The 19116-nt window shown below is 52.3% G+C and carries 20 protein-coding genes; 15 read left to right on the top strand and 5 right to left on the bottom strand.

Annotation, left to right across the window (positions count from 1 at the left end; translation table 11 throughout):
• The first annotated feature begins 225 nt into the window (after positions 1-225).
• Positions 226-1230: an acyltransferase gene (locus Q4491_RS04805; protein ID WP_218384522.1), complete on the top strand. Its 1005-nt coding sequence runs from the start codon at positions 226-228 to the stop codon at positions 1228-1230.
• Positions 1231-1261: 31 nt separating this feature from the next.
• Here the strand turns inward: Q4491_RS04805 and Q4491_RS04810 are convergent, their stop codons facing one another.
• The gene (locus tag Q4491_RS04810) at positions 1262-1591 is read right to left on the bottom strand and encodes a DUF2500 domain-containing protein (RefSeq protein ID WP_303455220.1); all 330 of its coding nucleotides are present in this window, start codon (positions 1589-1591) and stop codon (positions 1262-1264) included.
• Between the two features lie 156 nt (positions 1592-1747).
• Between Q4491_RS04810 and Q4491_RS04815 the strand changes: the two genes are divergently transcribed.
• From Q4491_RS04815 to Q4491_RS04825, 3 genes are all read left to right on the top strand, one after another.
• Positions 1748-2113, top strand: coding sequence for a DUF4145 domain-containing protein (locus Q4491_RS04815; protein ID WP_192016107.1), 366 nt, complete (start codon positions 1748-1750; stop codon positions 2111-2113).
• A 969-nt stretch (positions 2114-3082) separates the two neighbouring features.
• Positions 3083-3709, top strand: coding sequence for a lysoplasmalogenase (locus Q4491_RS04820; protein ID WP_303455223.1), 627 nt, complete (start codon positions 3083-3085; stop codon positions 3707-3709).
• Between the two features lie 22 nt (positions 3710-3731).
• Entirely contained in the window at positions 3732-4055 is a 324-nt protein-coding gene (locus Q4491_RS04825) for a DUF2007 domain-containing protein (RefSeq protein WP_218384518.1), read from the top strand.
• Positions 4056-4105: 50 nt separating this feature from the next.
• Here the strand turns inward: Q4491_RS04825 and Q4491_RS04830 are convergent, their stop codons facing one another.
• Entirely contained in the window at positions 4106-4372 is a 267-nt protein-coding gene (locus Q4491_RS04830) for a DUF1145 domain-containing protein (RefSeq protein WP_027250511.1), read from the bottom strand.
• Entirely contained in the window at positions 4369-4974 is a 606-nt protein-coding gene (gene rsmD, locus Q4491_RS04835; RefSeq protein ID WP_192016037.1) for a 16S rRNA (guanine(966)-N(2))-methyltransferase RsmD, read from the bottom strand. The genes Q4491_RS04830 and rsmD overlap by 4 nt, the downstream gene beginning before the upstream one ends.
• Before the next feature lie 181 nt (positions 4975-5155).
• Here rsmD and ftsY point away from each other — a divergent pair, with 181 nt between their 5' ends.
• From ftsY to glpD, 8 genes are all read left to right on the top strand, one after another.
• On the top strand, positions 5156-6445 hold the full coding sequence (ftsY, locus tag Q4491_RS04840) for a signal recognition particle-docking protein FtsY (protein ID WP_303455228.1): 1290 nt from the start codon (positions 5156-5158) through the stop codon (positions 6443-6445).
• A 2-nt stretch (positions 6446-6447) separates the two neighbouring features.
• Positions 6448-7116 carry a cell division ATP-binding protein FtsE gene (gene ftsE, locus Q4491_RS04845; protein ID WP_027250514.1) on the top strand — a complete coding sequence of 223 codons (669 nt, stop codon included), beginning with the start codon at positions 6448-6450 and terminating at the stop codon, positions 7114-7116.
• Entirely contained in the window at positions 7106-8032 is a 927-nt protein-coding gene (ftsX, locus tag Q4491_RS04850; protein WP_303455232.1) for a permease-like cell division protein FtsX, read from the top strand. Before ftsE ends, ftsX begins: the two co-directional genes overlap by 11 nt.
• 148 nt (positions 8033-8180) lie before the next feature.
• Positions 8181-9041 (top strand): RNA polymerase sigma factor RpoH, encoded by an 861-nt coding sequence (rpoH, locus tag Q4491_RS04855; protein WP_192016034.1) that lies wholly within the window; start codon positions 8181-8183, stop codon positions 9039-9041.
• Between the two features lie 574 nt (positions 9042-9615).
• Entirely contained in the window at positions 9616-9942 is a 327-nt protein-coding gene (glpE, locus tag Q4491_RS04860) for a thiosulfate sulfurtransferase GlpE (RefSeq protein ID WP_161458539.1), read from the top strand.
• Positions 9943-10012: 70 nt separating this feature from the next.
• Positions 10013-10864 (top strand): rhomboid family intramembrane serine protease GlpG, encoded by an 852-nt coding sequence (gene glpG / locus Q4491_RS04865; protein ID WP_192016033.1) that lies wholly within the window; start codon positions 10013-10015, stop codon positions 10862-10864.
• 123 nt (positions 10865-10987) lie between these two features.
• Positions 10988-11752 carry a DeoR/GlpR family transcriptional regulator gene (locus Q4491_RS04870; RefSeq protein WP_218384509.1) on the top strand — a complete coding sequence of 255 codons (765 nt, stop codon included), beginning with the start codon at positions 10988-10990 and terminating at the stop codon, positions 11750-11752.
• Positions 11753-12035: 283 nt separating this feature from the next.
• Positions 12036-13550, top strand: a complete 1515-nt coding sequence (gene glpD / locus Q4491_RS04875) for a glycerol-3-phosphate dehydrogenase (RefSeq protein WP_303455248.1) — start codon at positions 12036-12038, stop codon at positions 13548-13550.
• Positions 13551-13653: 103 nt separating this feature from the next.
• Here the strand turns inward: glpD and Q4491_RS04880 are convergent, their stop codons facing one another.
• The gene (locus Q4491_RS04880; RefSeq protein WP_192016030.1) at positions 13654-14061 is read right to left on the bottom strand and encodes a flagellar basal body-associated protein FliL; all 408 of its coding nucleotides are present in this window, start codon (positions 14059-14061) and stop codon (positions 13654-13656) included.
• A gap of 158 nt (positions 14062-14219) precedes the next feature.
• Between Q4491_RS04880 and Q4491_RS04885 the strand changes: the two genes are divergently transcribed.
• Together Q4491_RS04885 and ubiA are read left to right on the top strand one after the other, a co-directional pair.
• A complete protein-coding gene (locus Q4491_RS04885) occupies positions 14220-14828 on the top strand; it encodes a chorismate lyase (RefSeq protein ID WP_303455254.1) in 609 nt (202 codons plus the stop codon).
• Positions 14829-14832: 4 nt separating this feature from the next.
• On the top strand, positions 14833-15690 hold the full coding sequence (gene ubiA, locus Q4491_RS04890) for a 4-hydroxybenzoate octaprenyltransferase (RefSeq protein ID WP_303455257.1): 858 nt from the start codon (positions 14833-14835) through the stop codon (positions 15688-15690).
• 67 nt (positions 15691-15757) lie between these two features.
• Here ubiA and plsB read toward each other — a convergent pair whose 3' ends face one another.
• Positions 15758-18214, bottom strand: a complete 2457-nt coding sequence (gene plsB / locus Q4491_RS04895; protein ID WP_192016027.1) for a glycerol-3-phosphate 1-O-acyltransferase PlsB — start codon at positions 18212-18214, stop codon at positions 15758-15760.
• Positions 18215-18434: 220 nt separating this feature from the next.
• On the opposite strand from plsB, the gene lexA reads away from it, so the two are divergent.
• Positions 18435-19055, top strand: a complete 621-nt coding sequence (gene lexA / locus Q4491_RS04900) for a transcriptional repressor LexA (protein ID WP_192016026.1) — start codon at positions 18435-18437, stop codon at positions 19053-19055.
• Positions 19056-19116: the final 61 nt, after the last annotated feature.

Here is a 19116-nt window from a genome sequence, read left to right on the forward strand (position 1 = left end):
TTGCTTGGCCTGCTTGCTATGATGGCCACAAAAATGTGATTAATATCTCGTTTTGGTGTGAATTTAATAAAACATCATTCAAATTATCAATTTGATAACATACTGATAAGCGTCTGCCTTTAGTTTGCTTAGATTGTACGCCAGTGAGGTATGCACAAATTCTGATCAGGCCGCTCATGGCGCTTTAGTATCGAAAGAGGGGCTGTAACAAGTGAAGGAGATCCCATGCGGGAAAAAATAGTCTTTGTCGACTTACTGCGCTGTGTTGCTGCCACCGCTGTGGTTGTGATTCATGTGTTAGGGCCTTACCGTGAACTGCTCGGGCAGATCCCGGACCATGCCTGGATAACTGCGGTGAGTTATAACAGCTTCAGCCGCTGGGCTGTGCCTGTCTTTATCATGATCAGTGGCGCGCTCATGCTGACAGACACCCGGCCGTTTGAGTTTGGCTATTATGTCCGGCGGCGGCTGGGCAAGGTATTGCTCCCTTTTCTGGTGTGGTCGGTGTTTTATGCGTTTTTTTCAGGCCTGACCTTAGATGGCTATCAGAGCAGTACCGCGATGGCGACACTGGCTAACATGCCGGAACACGAAACCTATTATCACCTGGGCTTCTTCTACTATTTTCTGCCTTTGTATCTGGTGATGCCGTTTTTGCAGGCGTGGGTGAAGCGGGCTGATCCGACAGCAGTGAAAGGGGTGACGCTGGTGTGGATGCTGCTGACGGCTTTGTTTTTGTTTTATATCGATGGCCCCTGGAGCCACCAGTTGGTGCTGTACAGTGGGTACTTGCTGCTGGGCTATTGCCTTTATCGCTATTCCTGGCCGACACTGGGCTGGTTACTGCCTTTGGGGATAGCGGCATTGCTGCTGACAGATTATATGGTACTCAGCCGCAGCTTTGCAGCGGGTGAATACACTGTTGGCCGCTGGCTGTCTTACAAAACCCTGAATACTGTGCTCATCGCCGCGATGGTTTTTGTGGTGTGCCGTTATATTGCCGATCGCCTCAGTGAAGGTATGCTTGCCAAACTGGCCTTTGTGAGTCGCTATAGTCTGGGTATTTACTTGCTGCACCCGATTTTTCTGTGGCCGGTCAGAGCGTTTGATTGGTACTTTATTCATCCTGTTGTGATGATCCCGTTCTGGACTCTGGTGGCCGGCGGGCTTGCTTTGCTGGCGAGCTGGCTGCTTAGCCGTCACCGGTTGACGGCCTGGCTGGTGCCCTGATGTATTGTCTTACAGACGATGGCGACATTTGTCAGCGCTTCAGTGCAAAGTGCATAAATCGTCGCCCCCGGTAGGTCAGGGTACCTGAGTCACCGGCATTCAGGGCGTGGAAATAGTGCGGCCCTATCTGGAAATCACGTTTGGGGCCGCCTGTTACCGGCTGGACATAAAGCCAATATTCCTCACTGTCACCGCCTGGTGGAGTATTGCCGACAGCGACACTCTGTTTATCGAGTATCAGCACCTCTATTGTTTTTTCTATCGCTGCGTTGCCCGACAGATGACGGCGGTAGATGTGAACGAATGAGGCGACAGCAACAACAAGTAACACCAGAAGAATCAGAAAAGGGTTAACGGGCATAGCAGGCTCCTTAGGTAACTGCCCGCTATTATGCTTGAGTGTATATCGGATTGTCTGTGACAGAATGCGGTTATGGTGAGATCGCCGCCGGTAGATTTGCAACTGGCTGATCTCCCTGTAAGGTTAAAGAAGAAGCAGGTAGCAGGAGAGATGTGGGTGTCAGAGATTGAATTAGTGGTGAGCCGGAGCCGGCGACTCGAGCATTTGCTGCGGCACCATTATCATGCGGAAGGAAAAGGGCTGCATCAGTTAATTACCAGTTGTGAAGAGCGTTTGCCTCACGAGATCATCCCCACCTTGCGTTATGTGGCCACCATACGCAATAAAGTGGTGCATGAGGAAGGATTTAGCCTGGATGACAGTCGTGGCTTTCGCCGGGCCTGTCAGGAGTGCGAAAAAGAGCTGACGCCCCGCAGCGCGCGCAGGGTGTGGGCGGTTGCCGTGTTGTTAGTGTTAGGCATGACCGCCTTGGCGCTGTGGTTTTACTCTAACAATTGGCACCATATAAAGTTGGATCCGTAACGGGTGGCGCATGATAGCGACAAAATAAAAAAGGTGCCTCAGGCACCTTTTTTATTGGCTAATTTTATCTTTTGCTTAATAAAGCACAGGCAGCAACATGAGACCGGCGACAACGGCGATCATGACAAGCCCTTGTTTTTGAGAGGGTGATAACATAGTTATAGGCTCCTGTTATGTTGCTGGAAAATTGGTGTAAGAAAAGAATAGCACTTTTTTTGTCGCTCGATCAAAGGAAGAGTGTGATATTTAGCAATAAATTTACTTTTAGTTGTCATGAAATCCCTTTGTTGATGACATTTGGCTGATGAAAATGGTGAGGTCAAAAAACAATCTGATTGGGTTGTTAAGTTTTAATTTTATTTTAAGTATTTGATTATTTTGTTGTTTTAATATATTCGTGTTTTTGTTTTTATCCGTGTTTAAGTTCTGCTTATGGTTTTGTGCTCTGGCGGCATCTGGCGTTAGCTATCATTGTTTTTCGTGATAAAACTAAAGAAAACCGGTTCAGGTATACAGCCGGGTTAGGTTTTTGCATACGATTTTCGTTATTTATCGACATTCAACGCTCTGTAACTGTGTAGATGTTAGGTAAAATAACTTAAGGAAGCTCTGAGCTGATTTTGGTGCTGGGTTTTATTTTATTTATTTGTTTTTATTAATTTTTATGTTTTATTTTGAACGTGGTTTCTATCTGTTTTCGTTTCTTGATGGCTAAACTAAAGCGGTATTTATCGCATTAGTATGAGCCTGACGCTTTTGACAGCGGAACTGCACTGTTTTTGTGACCAGCCTGGGAGATGCAGCCATAGCATTGAACGAAAAGGAATAAAAGTGGCGGTAAAGGAATAAGTTATATGAAAGTGTGATGGATCACAGAGGTGAGAATTGACCGGGTTTCTGGCCTATCTGAGCTAGACAAACGGCGTTTGCTTTTTACACTGTCACAGCTTTGATAACTCGGGTGAACGTATGTGGGTCTGGTTAGCCGTCTCTTTTTCTGCTTTGTTACATATCAATGCCGCTTATCGCGGTCCACAGTGGCAGTTTTATTTGTTTAAGCCGCTGACGATTGTCTTGCTGCTGGCAACAATCCTGCAGTTTGGCCAGGGTGATGGATACCAGCAATGGATCATTGCCGGTCTGTTGTGCTCCGTCGCCGGGGACATTTTCCTTATGTTGCCCAAAGACAAGTTTTTGCCGGGCCTGACCAGTTTTCTGCTGGCGCACATAGTGTATTCACTGGCCTTCTGGAATGAATTGTCTGGCCCGATAGTGTGGTGGCTGCCTGCCTTGCTGATGGGGGCCGGGATTATCGTTTATCTGTTGTTGCTGCCGTCTCTGGGCCGGTTGGCTCTGCCGGTTGGAGTATATATAGGGGTGATTTTGCAAATGACCTGGGCGGCGGGTGAGTACTGGCTAACCACCCGAACAGGCGCCGGCCTCGCCGCTTTTGCCGGGGCGATGGTCTTTCTGGTATCAGATACTTTGCTGGCCCTGGACCGGTTCAGAGGCAATTTCAGAGCTGCGACAGGCAGTATCATGACTACCTATTATCTTGCCCAGTCGCTCTTAGTGGTCAGTGTGCTGCTACGCTGATGATAAAGAGAAGAGATTGGTAATGGCAGCTAGCTGGCAACAGATCTACCGGGCGGGCAACAGCCTTGAAGCGCATACCCTGAAAGGATTGCTGGAACATGCCGGTTTGGCGGTGCGTCTGACCGGGGAGAATCTCGGGGCGGCTGCCGGTGAATTACCGGCTGATGTGGTACAGGTGACACTCTGGGTATCGGAACAGGATGCGGTAAAGGCACGCCAGTTACTTGCCGGGTACGAGACGGGCAATCAGCGGCGCTGGCGATGTGTGTCCTGCGGCGAAGAGAACGAAGGTCAGTTTGACTGGTGCTGGCAATGTGGCACCGATAAACCTGAGACTGACTGCTGAAGAGCAGGATAAACGAAGGGCACCAGCCAGGCACCCTTGCCGTTAGCTTTTTACACCATGTGCTTGCGGCGAATATCCAGCAAAGCAAAGATGCCGAAAATCAGTATCGACCATTTTTCCCAGCGACTCAGAGACAGTTTGTCACCAAACGCACCGAGGAAAATCAGCATTTGCAGGCCGTGCATCGCCAGCAGAAACGCCGTCATGATATACAGTGCGATTGCCGCCACACCCGGGAAAGGGTGGAACAGGTTCAGCAAAAGTACCGCCCAGACAAATCCGATCGCCACTTTCGCCAGTAAAATCAGCGCTTTCATATTTCCTCTCTTTGATACAGGCGGTAGCAAACTTGTCCCGCCGATTTTTCTTTGATGAGCTGCCAGTGTTCGGGCGTATCAGGCAGTCCCAGTTCTTTTTCTGCTTCCAGATAAATCAGGGCTTGCGGGGTCAGCCAGCCATTGGCTTCCAGCAGGCGAATCACCTCCGGCAGCATGTCGCGCCGAAAAGGCGGATCAATAAACACCAGATCAAAAGCCGACCCCGGTTTATTGAGAAAAGACAGGCTGTCGGTCTGATGCAGCTCAGCTTTATCTGTCTCTAAGGTGTCCAGATTACGCTTCAGCTGACTGGCGGCTTTCGTGTCTAGCTCCAGCAGTGTCAGGTGCTCCGCACCACGCGATAAGGCTTCAAGACCAAGGCTGCCGCTGCCGGCAAAGAGATCCAGACATCGTGAGCCGTGGATATCCGGGGCAAGCCAGTTAAAAACGGTTTCTTTGACACGGTCGGTTGTCGGGCGTAACCCGGCAACATCGTGGACCGGCAGTTTACGTCCTCGCCAGCGGCCACTGATGATACGTACAAAGCCTGCCTGGCTGGGCGGGTTAGCTTTGTGTCCGGAATGCGTCTTACGTCTAGTCATACATTTCTTCGACCGTAGAGAAAGTGGTAGTATACATGGGCCTGATTATCTTTGTGTTTGTTCGTTGTTACCCTGACGATTGGTTATGTTCGCCAGGCCTACTAAGCTGGCAAGCCCAAAGATAAACAGGCCCTTTATTTTCAGGCCGTAAATTGTACCAATCAATGTCTAGGATTTGCCAATGGCAGAAAAAAAGAAGCGCGGATTATTTTCATGGCTGGGGTTTGGTGAAGAAGAACAAACCGAGCAAAAAGAACAACATAAACCGCAAGAAGAGACCATAGAGCCGGAACAGACTCAGGAGGCACAAACGCAGCCTGCTTCTGCAGAGGAGTCGGTTCCACCTCATCAGGACATGGCGGATGCGGAAGCCCCGCTGACGCACCGCGACGCCGAGCCCGAATTACCTGAGCAGAGTGTGCATCTGGATGTCGAGGCAGATACACATATCCGGCCGGCAGAAGAAGATGCACAGCCACCAAGCCTGCAAGCCGCGGCTGAACCGGCCCTTGTTTCTGAGGAGCCGGCGGTGCAGGAAAAACCGCAGCGCGAGGGTTTCTTTGCCCGGCTGATGAAAGGGCTGAAGAAAACCCGCAATAATCTAGGGGCTGGCTTCTTCGGTTTATTCCGGGGCAAGCAGATTGATGATGATCTGTTTGAAGAGCTGGAAGAGCAGCTGCTGGTGGCAGATGTCGGTATGGACACCACGCTCAAGATTATCGAAAACCTGACCGAAAAAGCCGACCGCAAACAGCTCAAAGACGGCGAGGCCCTGTACGGTCTGCTGAAAGAGGAGCTGAGTGAGATGCTGGCAAAAGTTGAGCAGCCACTGGTGATTGATACCAGCCGCAAGCCTTATGTGATTTTAATGGTGGGTGTGAATGGCGTAGGTAAAACCACCACTATCGGTAAGCTGGCCAAGCAATTCCAGCAGCAGGGGCTGTCAGTCATGCTGGCCGCTGGGGATACCTTCCGTGCCGCGGCGGTAGAGCAGCTGCAAGTGTGGGGCGATCGTAATAACGTGCCTGTGGTCGCCCAGCATACCGGTGCCGACAGTGCTTCAGTGATCTACGATGCGATTGAGTCAGCCAAAGCACGCAATGTCGATGTGGTGATTGCCGATACTGCCGGCCGTCTGCAGAACAAAGGCAATCTGATGGAAGAGCTGCGTAAGATTGTCCGGGTGATGCAGAAAATTGATCCGCTGGCGCCGCACGAAATTATGCTGACCGTTGATGCCGGTACTGGCCAGAATGCGATCAGTCAGGCCAAACTGTTCAGTGAAGTGGCACCAGTATCTGGTATTACACTGACCAAACTGGATGGCACGGCTAAGGGTGGTGTAATTTTTGCCATCGCAGATCAATTCAATATCCCTATCCGTTACATTGGTATTGGTGAAGGTATTGAAGATTTGCGTCCTTTTGCCGCCCAGGAATTTATTGAGGCTCTGTTCAGCGACGAGGATTAACTGTGATTCGGTTTCAGCAGGTCAGTAAAGCATATCGGGGCGGTCGCCAGGCCCTGCAAAAAGTGGATTTCCATCTGGGAAAAGGTGAGATGGCTTTTCTCACCGGCCATTCCGGTGCCGGTAAAAGCACGCTGTTGAAATTGATCGCCGCAGTTGAACGGCCGAGTGACGGCCGGATTTTCTTCAATGATCATGATATTACCCGGATAGACAGCCATCAGATTCCTTTTCTTCGCCGTCACATCGGGATGATTTTTCAGGATCACAGACTGTTGATGGACCGGACTGTGTTTGACAATGTGGCGCTGCCACTGCAAATCGCCCAGTCTCCGGCCGGTGATGTGAAGCGACGGGTTTCCGCCGCACTGGATAAAGTCGGCCTGCTGGATAAAGCACAATGCCTGCCGATTCAGCTGTCCGGCGGGGAACAGCAGCGGGTCGGGATTGCCCGGGCCGTGGTCAATAAACCGCTGGTGGTGCTGGCGGATGAACCGACCGGTAATCTGGATGCCGATCTGTCCCAGCAGATGATGGGACTGTTTGCCGAATTTAACCGGGTTGGGGTGAGTGTACTGATGGCCACGCACGACACCTCTTTATTAAGCCGTCACAGTTACAGACGGCTTGATTTACACCAGGGCAGTTTGCGCGAGGTGGCGTATGGCGCGTAAAGCTCAAAGCTGGTTCTCTGTCCAGCGTCAGGTGGGTAAGCAGGCACTCACTGATCTATGGCGCCGTCCGGTGGGCAATGTCCTGACGCTGGCAGTGCTGGCCTTTGCCCTGACCTTACCGGCCTGTTTTTATCTGGCGGCAAAGAATATTGCGATTGTCAGCCAGGCCTGGCAGAACCCGACTCAGCTGACTGTTTATATGGCGCCGGGTGCCGGCGATGCAGACGCCCGCACCCTGAGAGAGAGTCTGGCGGGCTGGACGGAAATCAGTTCGGCGGATTATGTCTCTCCTCAGCAGGGATTGGATGAATTCCGTGAGCACGCAGGCTTTGCCAAGGCCCTGAGCCTGCTGGATGAAAATCCCTTACCGGCGGTGCTGATTATCAAACCGTCGGTGCAATGGCAGTCGGGCAGCCAGGCGGAAATACTGGCCCGCAAGCTCAGTGAGCAGGCTGGTGTGGATGATGTCCGGCTGGACAGCGACTGGCTGCAGCGTCTTGAAGCCATCAAGCAACTCAGTGTCACGCTGACCATGATCATGGCTGGCCTGATGCTGTTGGCCGTGTTCCTGATAGTGGGTAATACGCTGCGTCTTCAGCTGCAAAATCAGAAAGAGGCGGTGCAGGTTATGAAACTGGTCGGGGCGACCAACACGTATATTCTGCGGCCATTTCTGTACACAGGCGCCTGGTATGGCTTATTGGCCTCGGTGTCTGCGTTAGTGCTCACTACGCTGGTAAGCTTTATACTGGAAAGTGCAGTTGATAAGCTGGCCGCTTTGTATGGCAGTGATTTCCACCTAACCGGTCTGGCTTGGGATGAATGCCTGCTACTCATTCTCTTATCGGCTCTGCTGGGCATACTGGCAGCCCGTCTTTCAGCCGGCAGACACTTAAAAGAAATTGAACCAATGTGATGAATAAGACTCTACGTATTGGTTACGCATGCTTGCATTTTGTGCAGCATTGAAGGCATTATTGTCGGTCTGGCAGTGTAATGCTGCTTGATTTAGGTGAAAGTCCAGGGTATTTGGCCCTGGCAAAGCATCCACAGGGGTTACTTGAATGACAAAAGAGATGACTTCATTAGCTTTAGTTTCTGCTGATAGCCTGGAAGGCTATATCCGGTCTGTAAACAGCCATCCGATGCTGACAGCCGAGCAGGAGCGGGAGTTAGCTGAGCGTCTGCATTATGACGGTGATATTGAGGCTGCCCGCAGTCTGGTATTGTCGCACCTGCGCTTTGTAGTCCATGTTGCCCGCGGCTATACAGGTTATGGCCTGCCAATGGCTGATCTGGTTCAGGAAGGCAATATTGGTCTGATGAAGGCGGTAAAACGCTTCAACCCGGAAGTGGGTGTCAGGCTGGTGTCTTTCGCTGTCCATTGGATCAAGGCTGAAATTCATGAGTATGTGCTGCGTAACTGGCGGATCGTGAAAGTCGCGACCACTAAGGCTCAGCGTAAACTGTTCTTCAACCTGCGTAAGGCGAAAAAGCGCCTTGGTTGGTTTAACAATGAAGAAGTCGAAATGGTGGCCGAGCAACTGGGTGTAGAAACCAGTGAAGTGCGTGAGATGGAGTCCCGTCTTGCCGCGCAGGATGCCACCTTTGATATGCCGGCTGATGATGACGAACGTGAAAACAGCTACACAGCACCTGTGTATTTTCTGGAAGACAAGTCATCTGACGTGGCGCTCAGCTATGAAGAAAATAACTGGGAAGATCACGCCAACAATCGTCTGTCACTGGCACTGGCGAATCTGGATGACCGCAGTCAGCATATCGTGCGTTCACGCTGGCTGGAGGACGATAAGTCCACATTGCAGGATCTGGCTGATCATTATGGTGTCTCAGCCGAGCGAATCCGCCAGCTGGAGAAAAACGCGATGCGCAAGTTGAAAGATGCCGTCGGTGACGCTCTGTAACGATCCGCATGGTGTAGGATCCTTGGGATGAGGATCCCTGCGGGTCGCTGGATTTTCTATCCACAAACTTATTGAATGAAGAAACCGGCTTTGAGCCGGTTTTTTTGTGCCTGAACACCTATGGAATGGCGGTTTGCTGAGTGGCTGCTGGCATAGCCGGCTGAGGCTAAAAATGTTATCCACAGGCTTTGATCGGATCTTTACTATATCTAGTGGATCCTTTTGGGCAGAAACACATTATCAACGCTATTCACAGTTTTTTCCACAGCTGGCGAAACTATGATCAGCAGGCTACTGGCTGGCCCAGCCAGCCAGACTAACTCTCGATCCTGTAAGGATATTCGGCAAAGCCCGCACGCAAAAGGCAGCCAGATTTTTTTCAAAGCTGTGAGTAACTGAGTATACTGGCTGGCATTGAATGAGTAGGGGATACAGTGCTGAATGCGCCAGGATCCCTTGGGTCCACCATTGCTGGTTTTCGCGTCGATAGCATGTCGCGTCAGATCGTGTGATGAGGGGGATTAGCGCAGCCAGATGCTGGCACCCCGGTTGATAATTACAGAATGAGGTCATCATGGAGCAGTTTGAACATATTTCGGTTGAGCAAGCGTACGCATTATTACAACAGTCCGACACTAAGGCGGTACTGGTCGATATTCGCGATCCTCAATCCCACGCTTTATCTCATCCGGCGTCTGCTTTTCACCTGACCAATGACTCTATGGTCAGTTTTATGGATGACGTTGACTTCGAGCAGCCGGTGATCGTGATGTGCTACCATGGGATCAGCTCTCAGGGGGCTGCCCAGTATCTGATTAATCAGGGGTATGAAACCGTGTACAGCATGGACGGCGGCTTTGAAGCGTGGCGCCGTCAGGCTTATCCGTGTGTTGAGCAGTAATTCAGCCAGATGATCATCCTGCGCTTGCCAGCGACGCCTGCGGCGCACAAATTTCAACAGGGAGTCTGAGATGCAGCGCATCGCCGTGCTCAATAACCCCCGAATGGCACAGGCCTTTATAGATTATATGGCCTCCCGTGGTATTGAACTTACCCTGGCCGCTGAACCCGGCGGCCAGTTTGCCATTTGGTTGTCTGACCCAGCGCATCAGGTAGAAACCGAAGCCGAGTGGCAGCAGTTTATCCGCCATCCTGACGATCAGAAATACCAGGCTGCCTCCTGGCAGGTGGCTAACCGCCGTCAGCAACCGTCGTTTCGCTATGACAGTCCCAGTATGATTGACATGGTGAAATCGGGTGCCGGTCCTGTCTGTCTGCTGGTGATGGTGCTGGCGGTCGGCATATACGGCGGCTGGTTGCTGGGCTGGCAGGCGCCGCTTTTTTACTGGCTGCATTTTCCTACCATGCAGGGAGACAGCTGGGAAGTCTGGCGCTATGTGTCTCACAGCCTGATCCATTTCTCCGCACTGCATGTGATATTCAACTGTCTGTGGTGGTGGGTGCTGGGCGGACGGCTTGAGCGGCACAGCGGCAGCGGCAAGTTACTGGAAGTCTTCATCGTTTCCGCGCTGGTCTCCGGCCTTGCACAGTTCTGGTTCCACGGCCCTAACTTCGGCGGGTTATCCGGGGTGGTTTACGCGCTGATGGGCTACCTGTGGTGGCTGGGCTGGCTGGCACCATCGCGGGGCCTCACTATTCCCAATGGCTATGTCGTCTTTATGCTGGTCTGGCTGGTTTTAGGTTTCGTCGGCGTGATGGGATTTGAAGTGGCTAATATGGCGCATCTGTTCGGGCTGATCTCAGGGTGTCTGCTGGCCTTTGTCGATGCGCATCTGCGACAGCCGGCGGATTCGGCACATTAAGGTTTCAGCCAGGAGTGGGATCACTTACCTAGTAACCAGACCGATTGCCCAGTAAGATGAGCACGCCCGGAAAGCGGGCCACTACGGTCATTGGAACTTCGTCAATCAGGAGCAGTAACAGCAGTGAAGCAAAGCAAACGTCATCAGGAGATCATCGATCTCGTGAAAACTCAGGGCTATGTCAGTACCGATGACCTGGTTGCCCGTTTTAACGTCAGCCCGCAAACAATCCGCAGGGATCTCAATGAGCTGGCCGAAGAGAATAAAATCCGGCGCCATCACGGCGGGGCGACTGTGCCGTCCAGCTCGGTCAACACCTCCTACACAACCCGTAAAGTGATGCAACTGGCCGAGAAAGATCGTATCGCGCAGGCGATGGTCAAGCATATCCCCGACGGCGCCACGCTGTTCATTGATATAGGAACCACGCCGGAAGCGGTTGCACGCGCCTTGCTGGACCACTCAGATTTGCGGATCGTGACCAATAACCTGAACGTGGCCGGTATTCTGACCGGGAAAGATGATTTCCGGGTGATTCTGGCCGGTGGTGAAGTGCGTAATCGTGACGGCGGTATAGTGGGCGAAGCGACCCTGGATTTCATCTCTCAGTTCCGTCTGGATTTTGGCATCATAGGGATCAGCGGCATTGATCTCGATGGCTCCCTGCTGGATTTCGATTATCACGAAGTACGGGTAAAACAAGCCATTATAGAAAACAGCCGCTGTGTCATGCTGGGTGTCGATCATACGAAATTCGGCCGCAATGCCATGGTGAATCTGGGTGATATCAGCCAGATTGATATGCTGTTCACCAATAAAACACCACCAGAGCCGCTGGCCAAGCGGATGGCAGAGCTGGATACCCATCTCGAAATCATAATCGACTGACTGACCTTGTTATGAGCGTTTTCGCTCATAACGGTCGCGGCGAGCATTAATCTGCCTGCACATTCTCGGAAAGCTGCCTGATAAGGCAGCTTTTTTTGTGCGTATGATCATATCAGTGTCATTTTTCGAGCATAAAAAGGATGATATTCGCTTTCCAATTGGCTATATTGAGCGATATCGAACATTTATACAAAGTGAACACTTTCGAATGCATGTCCTAATATAAGCAGAGAGGAAATGTATTCGGTAAGAGCGCAGCGCAGTTAAGGCACAGGTGAAAGGCATGACAGCAGCAAATGAGATTCTGGATATTATCGTCGTAGGGGGTGGCATTAACGGCGCGGGTATTGCCGCAGATGCCGCAGGTCGCGGATTGAAAGTGGCATTGTTTGAAGCCGATGATTTTGCATCTGCGACGTCGTCTGCCAGTTCAAAGCTGATCCACGGGGGTCTGCGTTATCTTGAGCATTACGAGTTTCGTCTGGTTGGCGAAGCCCTGGCAGAGCGAGAAGTTCTGCTGCGCAAGATCCCGCATATTGCCCGGCCAATGCGTTTTCGCCTGCCGCACCGGCCGCACCTGCGTCCTGCCTGGATGATTCGGGCTGGCTTGTTTTTGTATGATCACTTAGGAAAACGCACCACGCTGCCAGCCAGTGAAGGATTACGCTTTGGCGCGGATTCCGCCCTGGTGCCTGAAATTACCCGCGGCTTTGAATATTCAGACTGCTGGGTCGATGATGCCCGTCTGGTTATCTTGAATGCGATGGAAACTGCGGCCCGTGGCGGTGAAGTCCGTAACCGCTGTCGTGTTGAAAAGGCCGAGCGTGATGGCGAGCTGTGGCAAGTGACTGTGCTCGATAGTCAGACCGGCGAGCGTTTCATCCGTCGCTCGCATGCACTGGTGAATGCGGCCGGCCCTTGGGTGAAAACCTTTTATGACACCAGCCTGGATACCCCGTCGCCACGCAATATTCGCCTGATCAAAGGTTCGCACATAGTGGTACCGCGCGTGCACGATGAGCCTCAGGCCTACATTCTGCAAAACGAAGATAATCGAATCGTATTTGTGATTCCGTATCTGGACAGATTCTCCATTGTTGGTACCACAGATGTGGAATATCACGGTGACCCGCGTAAGGTGGCGATTGATGAAGACGAAATCCGCTACCTGCTCAACGTGTACAACGATCACTTTAAGCACAAGCTGCAGCGTCAGGATGTGGTATGGACTTACTCCGGCGTCCGTCCGCTGTGTGATGACGAATCAGACTCACCGCAAGCCGTGACCCGTGATTACACCCTGGAACTGGAACAGGAAGGCTCTCAGCCGCCCTTGCTGTCTGTGTTTGGCGGTAAGCTGACCACCTATCGCAAGCTGGCGGAATCGGCACTGCGCAAGCTGGCACCTTTCTTCCCGGACATGGGACCGGCCTGGACGGCGCAAGCCTGCCTGCCCGGCGGCGAGGCGGATTTTGACCGTGAGCGCCTCAGTGCTGATTTACGCCACCGTTTTAGCTGGATGAGCGCGTTTACCGCAGATCGCATGGCAACGAATTACGGGATCATGAGCTGGCAGATACTGGAAGGTGTCAGCAGTGAAGCGGAGATGGGGCAGCATTTTGGCGAAGGTTTTTACGCCAGAGAACTCGATTACCTGATGAGCCGTGAGTTCGTTGTCAGCGCAGACGATGCTCTGTGGCGGCGCAGCAAACTGGGGCTGTATCTGAGTAGTGATCAGCAACAGGCGGTGGCAGAGTATATTGCTTCGCAACATGCCAAGGCGCATGCTGCAGCCTGATACACTGTAATGAAATACGGGAAAAAGACCAAAGCGCCCACCGGGCGCTTTTTTTGTAACCTCTAAACCACAGGTTATGGCGGTGTTGATTGTTTTGCTGAGGTTACTGGTACAGATATTTGGTGAACAGCAGCTCAGTTAATAGCTTTTGGTTGGTCTCTGCTATCAGCAGGTCATTCACTTTGTCCAGGCATTGCTGGCGTATGGCTTCGCGACCGGCCAGAGACTTGATTTTCACTTCCGGCTGTTCGCCAATGATTTGGATAATGGCATCACGGATAAGCGGCGCATGGTGTTCAACCAGAGGGATATAGTCCGGGTCGGAGACCATGAGATCGACCTGCAGGCGCAGATAACCCAGCTTTTTACTTTGGGTGATATAGTTAGTGGTGATATCCGGCGTCAGGGTGAAATAACTGTATTCAGGGGTCTTTGCCGGCGCAGATTGTGCCAGCGCAGGCTGAGTCAGGGTAATCAGCACCATCGCCAATGTCAGGAGTAGAGATTTCATCTTGCTATCCATCTGTATCAGGGAAAAATCTGTTACCCAAGTGCCTACTTTGGCGAGGAATGATATTCCTGTCCGTGACGGCTTGCTACAATAGGGCATCATTCAGTGTTATCAATTGGCCACATTCTATCACCCTTTCTAGGAATTGAATTGGGAAGATGTCGAAATTCAAGCAGATATATCAGTCCGCTCTGGACAATGCCGACTGGCAACTGACAGAAAACATACACCTCAATCAGCCGCAACTGCAAAGCTGGTTGCAGGAAAATGGCTCGTTGTCACGCCGTTTTGCCCGTTATTGTCATCAGTTCAGTGTGCTTCTGCTGGCGCAGGAGCCGATCAAAGCCAGCAGCTTACAGCCTGATGAACAGGCGATGCTGGGGCCAGTGGATTGCCTGGAGCGTATCGTACTCTTACATGGCGACGGTGTACCCTGGGTGTTTGGCCGCACGCTGATCCCTGTGCCGACCATGACGGGTGAGGAGCAGGACATTGCCCGGCTGGGAGAGTCGCCCCTGGGTTACCGGGTGTTTACCGATCAGAGCGCGCGCCGTGACGCCCTGCAGCTGGCCCGCCTTACTGTTAATGACGATGTATTGTGGGCGCGTCGCTCTCGCCTGTGGGTAAAAGAAAAGCCGATGCTGGTGGCTGAGCTGTTTCTGGCACCCGCTCCGGTTTATCAGGATAACAGCGCCATTCAGCGGCACATTACCGGCGTTATCGGGCAGCGAGAAAGCCGCCCATTACGAACAAAAGTAGGAGAGTGAAGGTTTGGAGATCACCAAGGCCAGGGCGTACTGGCAGCTAGCGCGGATGGATCGCCCGATTGGCAGTTTGTTATTGATGTGGCCGACCCTGTGGGCATTATTTCTGGCCGCAGATGGCATGCCGGATATCAAGGTGCTGGTGGTGTTCGTGCTCGGGGTTTTTTCGATGCGGGCGGCGGGCTGTGTCATCAATGATTACGCAGACCGGCATTTTGACGGCCATGTGAAGCGTACCGCGCAGCGTCCTCTGCCTTCCGGTTTGATCAGCGAGCGCGAAGCGCTGGGCTTTTTTGCCGTGTTGTCGTTAGTGTCATTTGCGTTAGTACTGACCATGAATACTCTGACTATCCAGCTGTCTGTAGTTGGTCTGCTGCTGGCGGCGGCTTATCCGTTTATGAAGCGCTATACCCATCTGCCGCAGCTGGTGCTGGGCATGGCCTTCGGCTGGGCCATTCCAATGGCGTATGCCGCGCAGTCTGGCGCTTTACCGCCTGTGGCCTGGATGCTGTTTGTCGCCAACATACTCTGGACCATTGCCTATGATACCCAGTACGCCATGGTCGACAGGGATGATGATTTAAAAATCGGGATCAAATCAACCGCTATCCTGTTTGGCCGCAATGACAAGCGCATTATCGGCTTGTTGCAGTTGGGCACATTAGGGTTGCTGATTGTGGTGGGTATGCAGATGGGGTTGTCTCAGCTGTATTACTGGAGCCTGCTTGGCGCTGCAGCTTTGTTTGTTTATCAGCAGATGCTCATTCGCGGCAGGGAACGTGAACCTTGTTTTAAGGCTTTTCTCAACAATAACTATGTGGGGATGCTGGTGTGGCTGGGCATGGCTGCCGGCTTAATGCTCTGAGGTGATGATTCCGCTCCGTTATAAAAACGCCCGCATTTTGCGGGCGTTTGCTGTTCTAAGCGGCGAATTATTTATCCGCTGAATCCGGCCCCGGCTCTTTTTTCTCTTCCCGGTTCATGACTGCCTGAATGGTCAGCTTCACTTCCGGAGAAACCAAATCGGCCAGTAAATCGGCCAGGGTGGCCACCGGACGTGAGACCGCATGGTTGTCCTGATTCAGATAGCCTTCCTGACGCAGGGTTTTGACCATCGCAGAGAAGACGCCCTTATCGAAGAATTCGGGCGCATTAATACCGTGAAGACGGCTCAGGCGCTGTGCCATCATCTGGCTTTGCTGTTCCAGATCGCTCTTCATCAGCTGAGGTTCACTGCGCAGCAGCGTCAGGGCAATGGCGTAGCGCTGCAAGGTTTCGGTAATGGTATTGCCCAGTAACTGAAGCGGGCCGATACGGACACTGTTAAGCGACAACTCATTGCCGTCACTCAGGATCAGCCGCTGCCGGATCAGCTCATCAATCAGGGCATCAAGCGCTTCCGGTAAGTCCGCCCAGTCAAAACGCAGGTACAGCTCGGCCTTCAAAAACGGATACAGCAGGCTGATCTGACGATGCATTTCGGCCCGGCTCAGGCGCTGGTGTGAAACGACTATGTGGGCTATCAGCGAAGGCAGCGCAAACAGGTGGATGATGTTATTGCGGTAATAGGTCATCAGCAGTGACTGCTGCCGATCCAGCGACACTATCTCTCCCAGGCTGTCACGCTCAACCATGAACTTATCCATGCTGATGGCATTCTCAACCAGCTCAGCCGCTGTGTCTGACGGCTGAGTACAGTCCGACGAATACGGCGTGTTATGGAGCAGCTGAAGGTAACAGTCAATCTGTTGCTCCAGCTCTTCACGGCTCAGTGCGCGCTGGCGAGAGGCCAGCAATGCCAGCGCACAGAGAGTCAGGCCGTTGGTTGCTGCCGCATCGTTGATGTGGGTCATCATCTTATCGGCCAGGTTGTTGACCACAGGGTTGAGCCACTGCGGGCGGGCAGGTTCAATCGGGTCGATATGCTGACGCCAGTCCGGCACCTGTTCGTTCAGGTACTGATTCAGCGGGATAGGCTCACCGAAGTTGACGTAACCCTGTCCGAAATTGCGCAATTTACGCAGGGTGCGCAATACCTGACCCAAGCTTTCTTTTTCTTTTCGCTTTCCACGCAGCTCTTTGGCGTAAGTGGCCACTTCCATCACGTGCTCGTAACCAATATACACAGGCACCAGAGTGACCGGGCGGTTGAGGCCGCGCAGCATGGCCTGAATGGTCATCGACAGCATGCCGGTTTTCGGTGCCAGCAAGCGACCGGTACGGGAGCGGCCGCCTTCACTGAAATATTCCACCGAGTAACCTTTGGCAAACAGCTCACCGAGATATTCGCGAAATACTGTTGAATAGAGGCGGTTGCCTTTAAAGCTGCGGCGGATAAAGAACGCGCCGCCGCGGCGGAAAATCGGCCCGGCCGGGAAAAAGTTCAGGTTAATACCTGCCGCAATGTGTGGTGGTACCATGCCTTCCTGATAGAGCACGTAAGACAGCAGCAGGTAATCCATATGACTGCGGTGACAGGGGACATAGACAATTTCATGGCCGTCCTGCGCTAATTGGCGGACCCGCTGGGCATTGCTGACATTGATCCCTTTATAAAGACGGTTCCACAACCAGCTCAGGAAACGGTCACCGTGACGAACCAGGCTGTAGGAAAAATCGGCCGCAATTTCTTCCATCATATCAATGGCTTCTTTGCGCACTTTTTCTAAAGGCACATCGCGGCTTTCCGCTTCCTCGCGGACCACTTTTTCTATCGCTTTGGAAGCCAGTAGGCGGTTAAACAGTGCCTGACGCTGTGGCAGGCGAGGGCCTGCCGCCGCCAGCTTCTGGCGGGAGAAATGGATCTTAGCCACCCGGGCCAGCTTATTGGCAATGGCGTTATCTGTCCCGTGCTTATCGGCCATAAAGCGTAACGACATGGTCGGGCTGAGGCGGACCATACAATCCCGGCCCTGCGCCAGTACGGCGAAGCATTTTTCCGGACCATTTAAGGCTTTCAGTATCGGTTTTTGCTCACCTTCAGTGCCGGGTTTGCGGCCCCACAGTATTGAAGCGGGCAGCAGCTGAACATCCAGTTGCGGATCGGCTTTATGGGCCGCCAGCAAATCGGTAAACAGGGTTAAGGATTTGGCCGGTAGCTGGCCGTCACTGCCGAAAATACTCGGGCTGTTGGCGACGAAGACATAGCGGGGGAACACCTGGCCATTGATGACAACAGGCTCCAGCGGATCGGGCAGCCCGACGGCTTGGGTCGCTGCACTCAGGGTCAGCAGATCGGTCTGCGAGCTGAAAGGCAAGGTGTAGATAATAGGGCGGTCGAGATCCAGTTCCAGTTCAGAAACAGGATCGGACGGGATTGTACGGGTCTTAACCAGTAAAGAAAGCGGCAAATTCAGAAGACTTTGCGAAAATTTCTGCCAACTTGACATGTTTATAACTAGCCTCGAAATCTTAATGCGTGGCAAGGATAGCAGAAAACGCGCCGGGTATTGCTGCGAAAAATACGATACAGGATAGCAAAGAGTAAAATTTTGTTCGCTGGCGTTGTGGCAGGGTCAGCCAAGCCAGCATTTCATTGAATATAGTCTTTTCAAAACAATGAACACTGGATATACTCACAGTGAACTGTATAAAAAGACAGGGTATGTCATGAAGCCGTTAACGCCACGCCAACAAGAAGTCTTTGATTTGATCAAAGCAAAAATTGAAGTCGCCGGTATGCCGCCGACTCGGGCGGAAATTGCCCGTGAACTGGGGTTCCGATCTGCCAACGCGGCAGAGGAACATTTAAAAGCGCTGGCCCGTAAGCAGGTGATTGAAATCGTACCGGGTGCATCACGCGGTATTCGCCTGCTGGTGAATGACGAGGATGCACAGGAACGTGGTCTGCCGCTCATCGGGCGTGTTGCCGCCGGTGAGCCGATTCTGGCTCAGGAACATGTTGAAACCCATTACGATGTTGACCCGTCAATGTTTAAGCCGCAGGCGGATTTCTTACTGCGTGTCAATGGCATGAGCATGAAAGACATAGGGATTATGGATGGCGATTTGCTGGCGGTGCATAAAACCCAGGATGTCCGTAACGGCCAGGTGGTTGTTGCCCGTGTTGATGATGATGTGACGGTAAAACGTCTTGAAAAGAAAGGGTCTCAGGTGTATCTGCATGCCGAAAACGAGGCGTTTGCACCGATTGTGGTGGATCTGACCCAGCAGCACCTGACCATTGAAGGCATTGCCGTGGGTGTTATCCGTAACGGCGACTGGGGCTGAGGTCTGATTGCGTGTAAAGAACCGACGATTTCTTTGCAATAGTTAATGATAGTCATTATCA

The organism is Photobacterium sp. 2_MG-2023 (assembly GCF_030547675.1).
GTDB classification, from domain to species: Bacteria; Pseudomonadota; Gammaproteobacteria; order Enterobacterales; family Vibrionaceae; genus Photobacterium; species Photobacterium arenosum.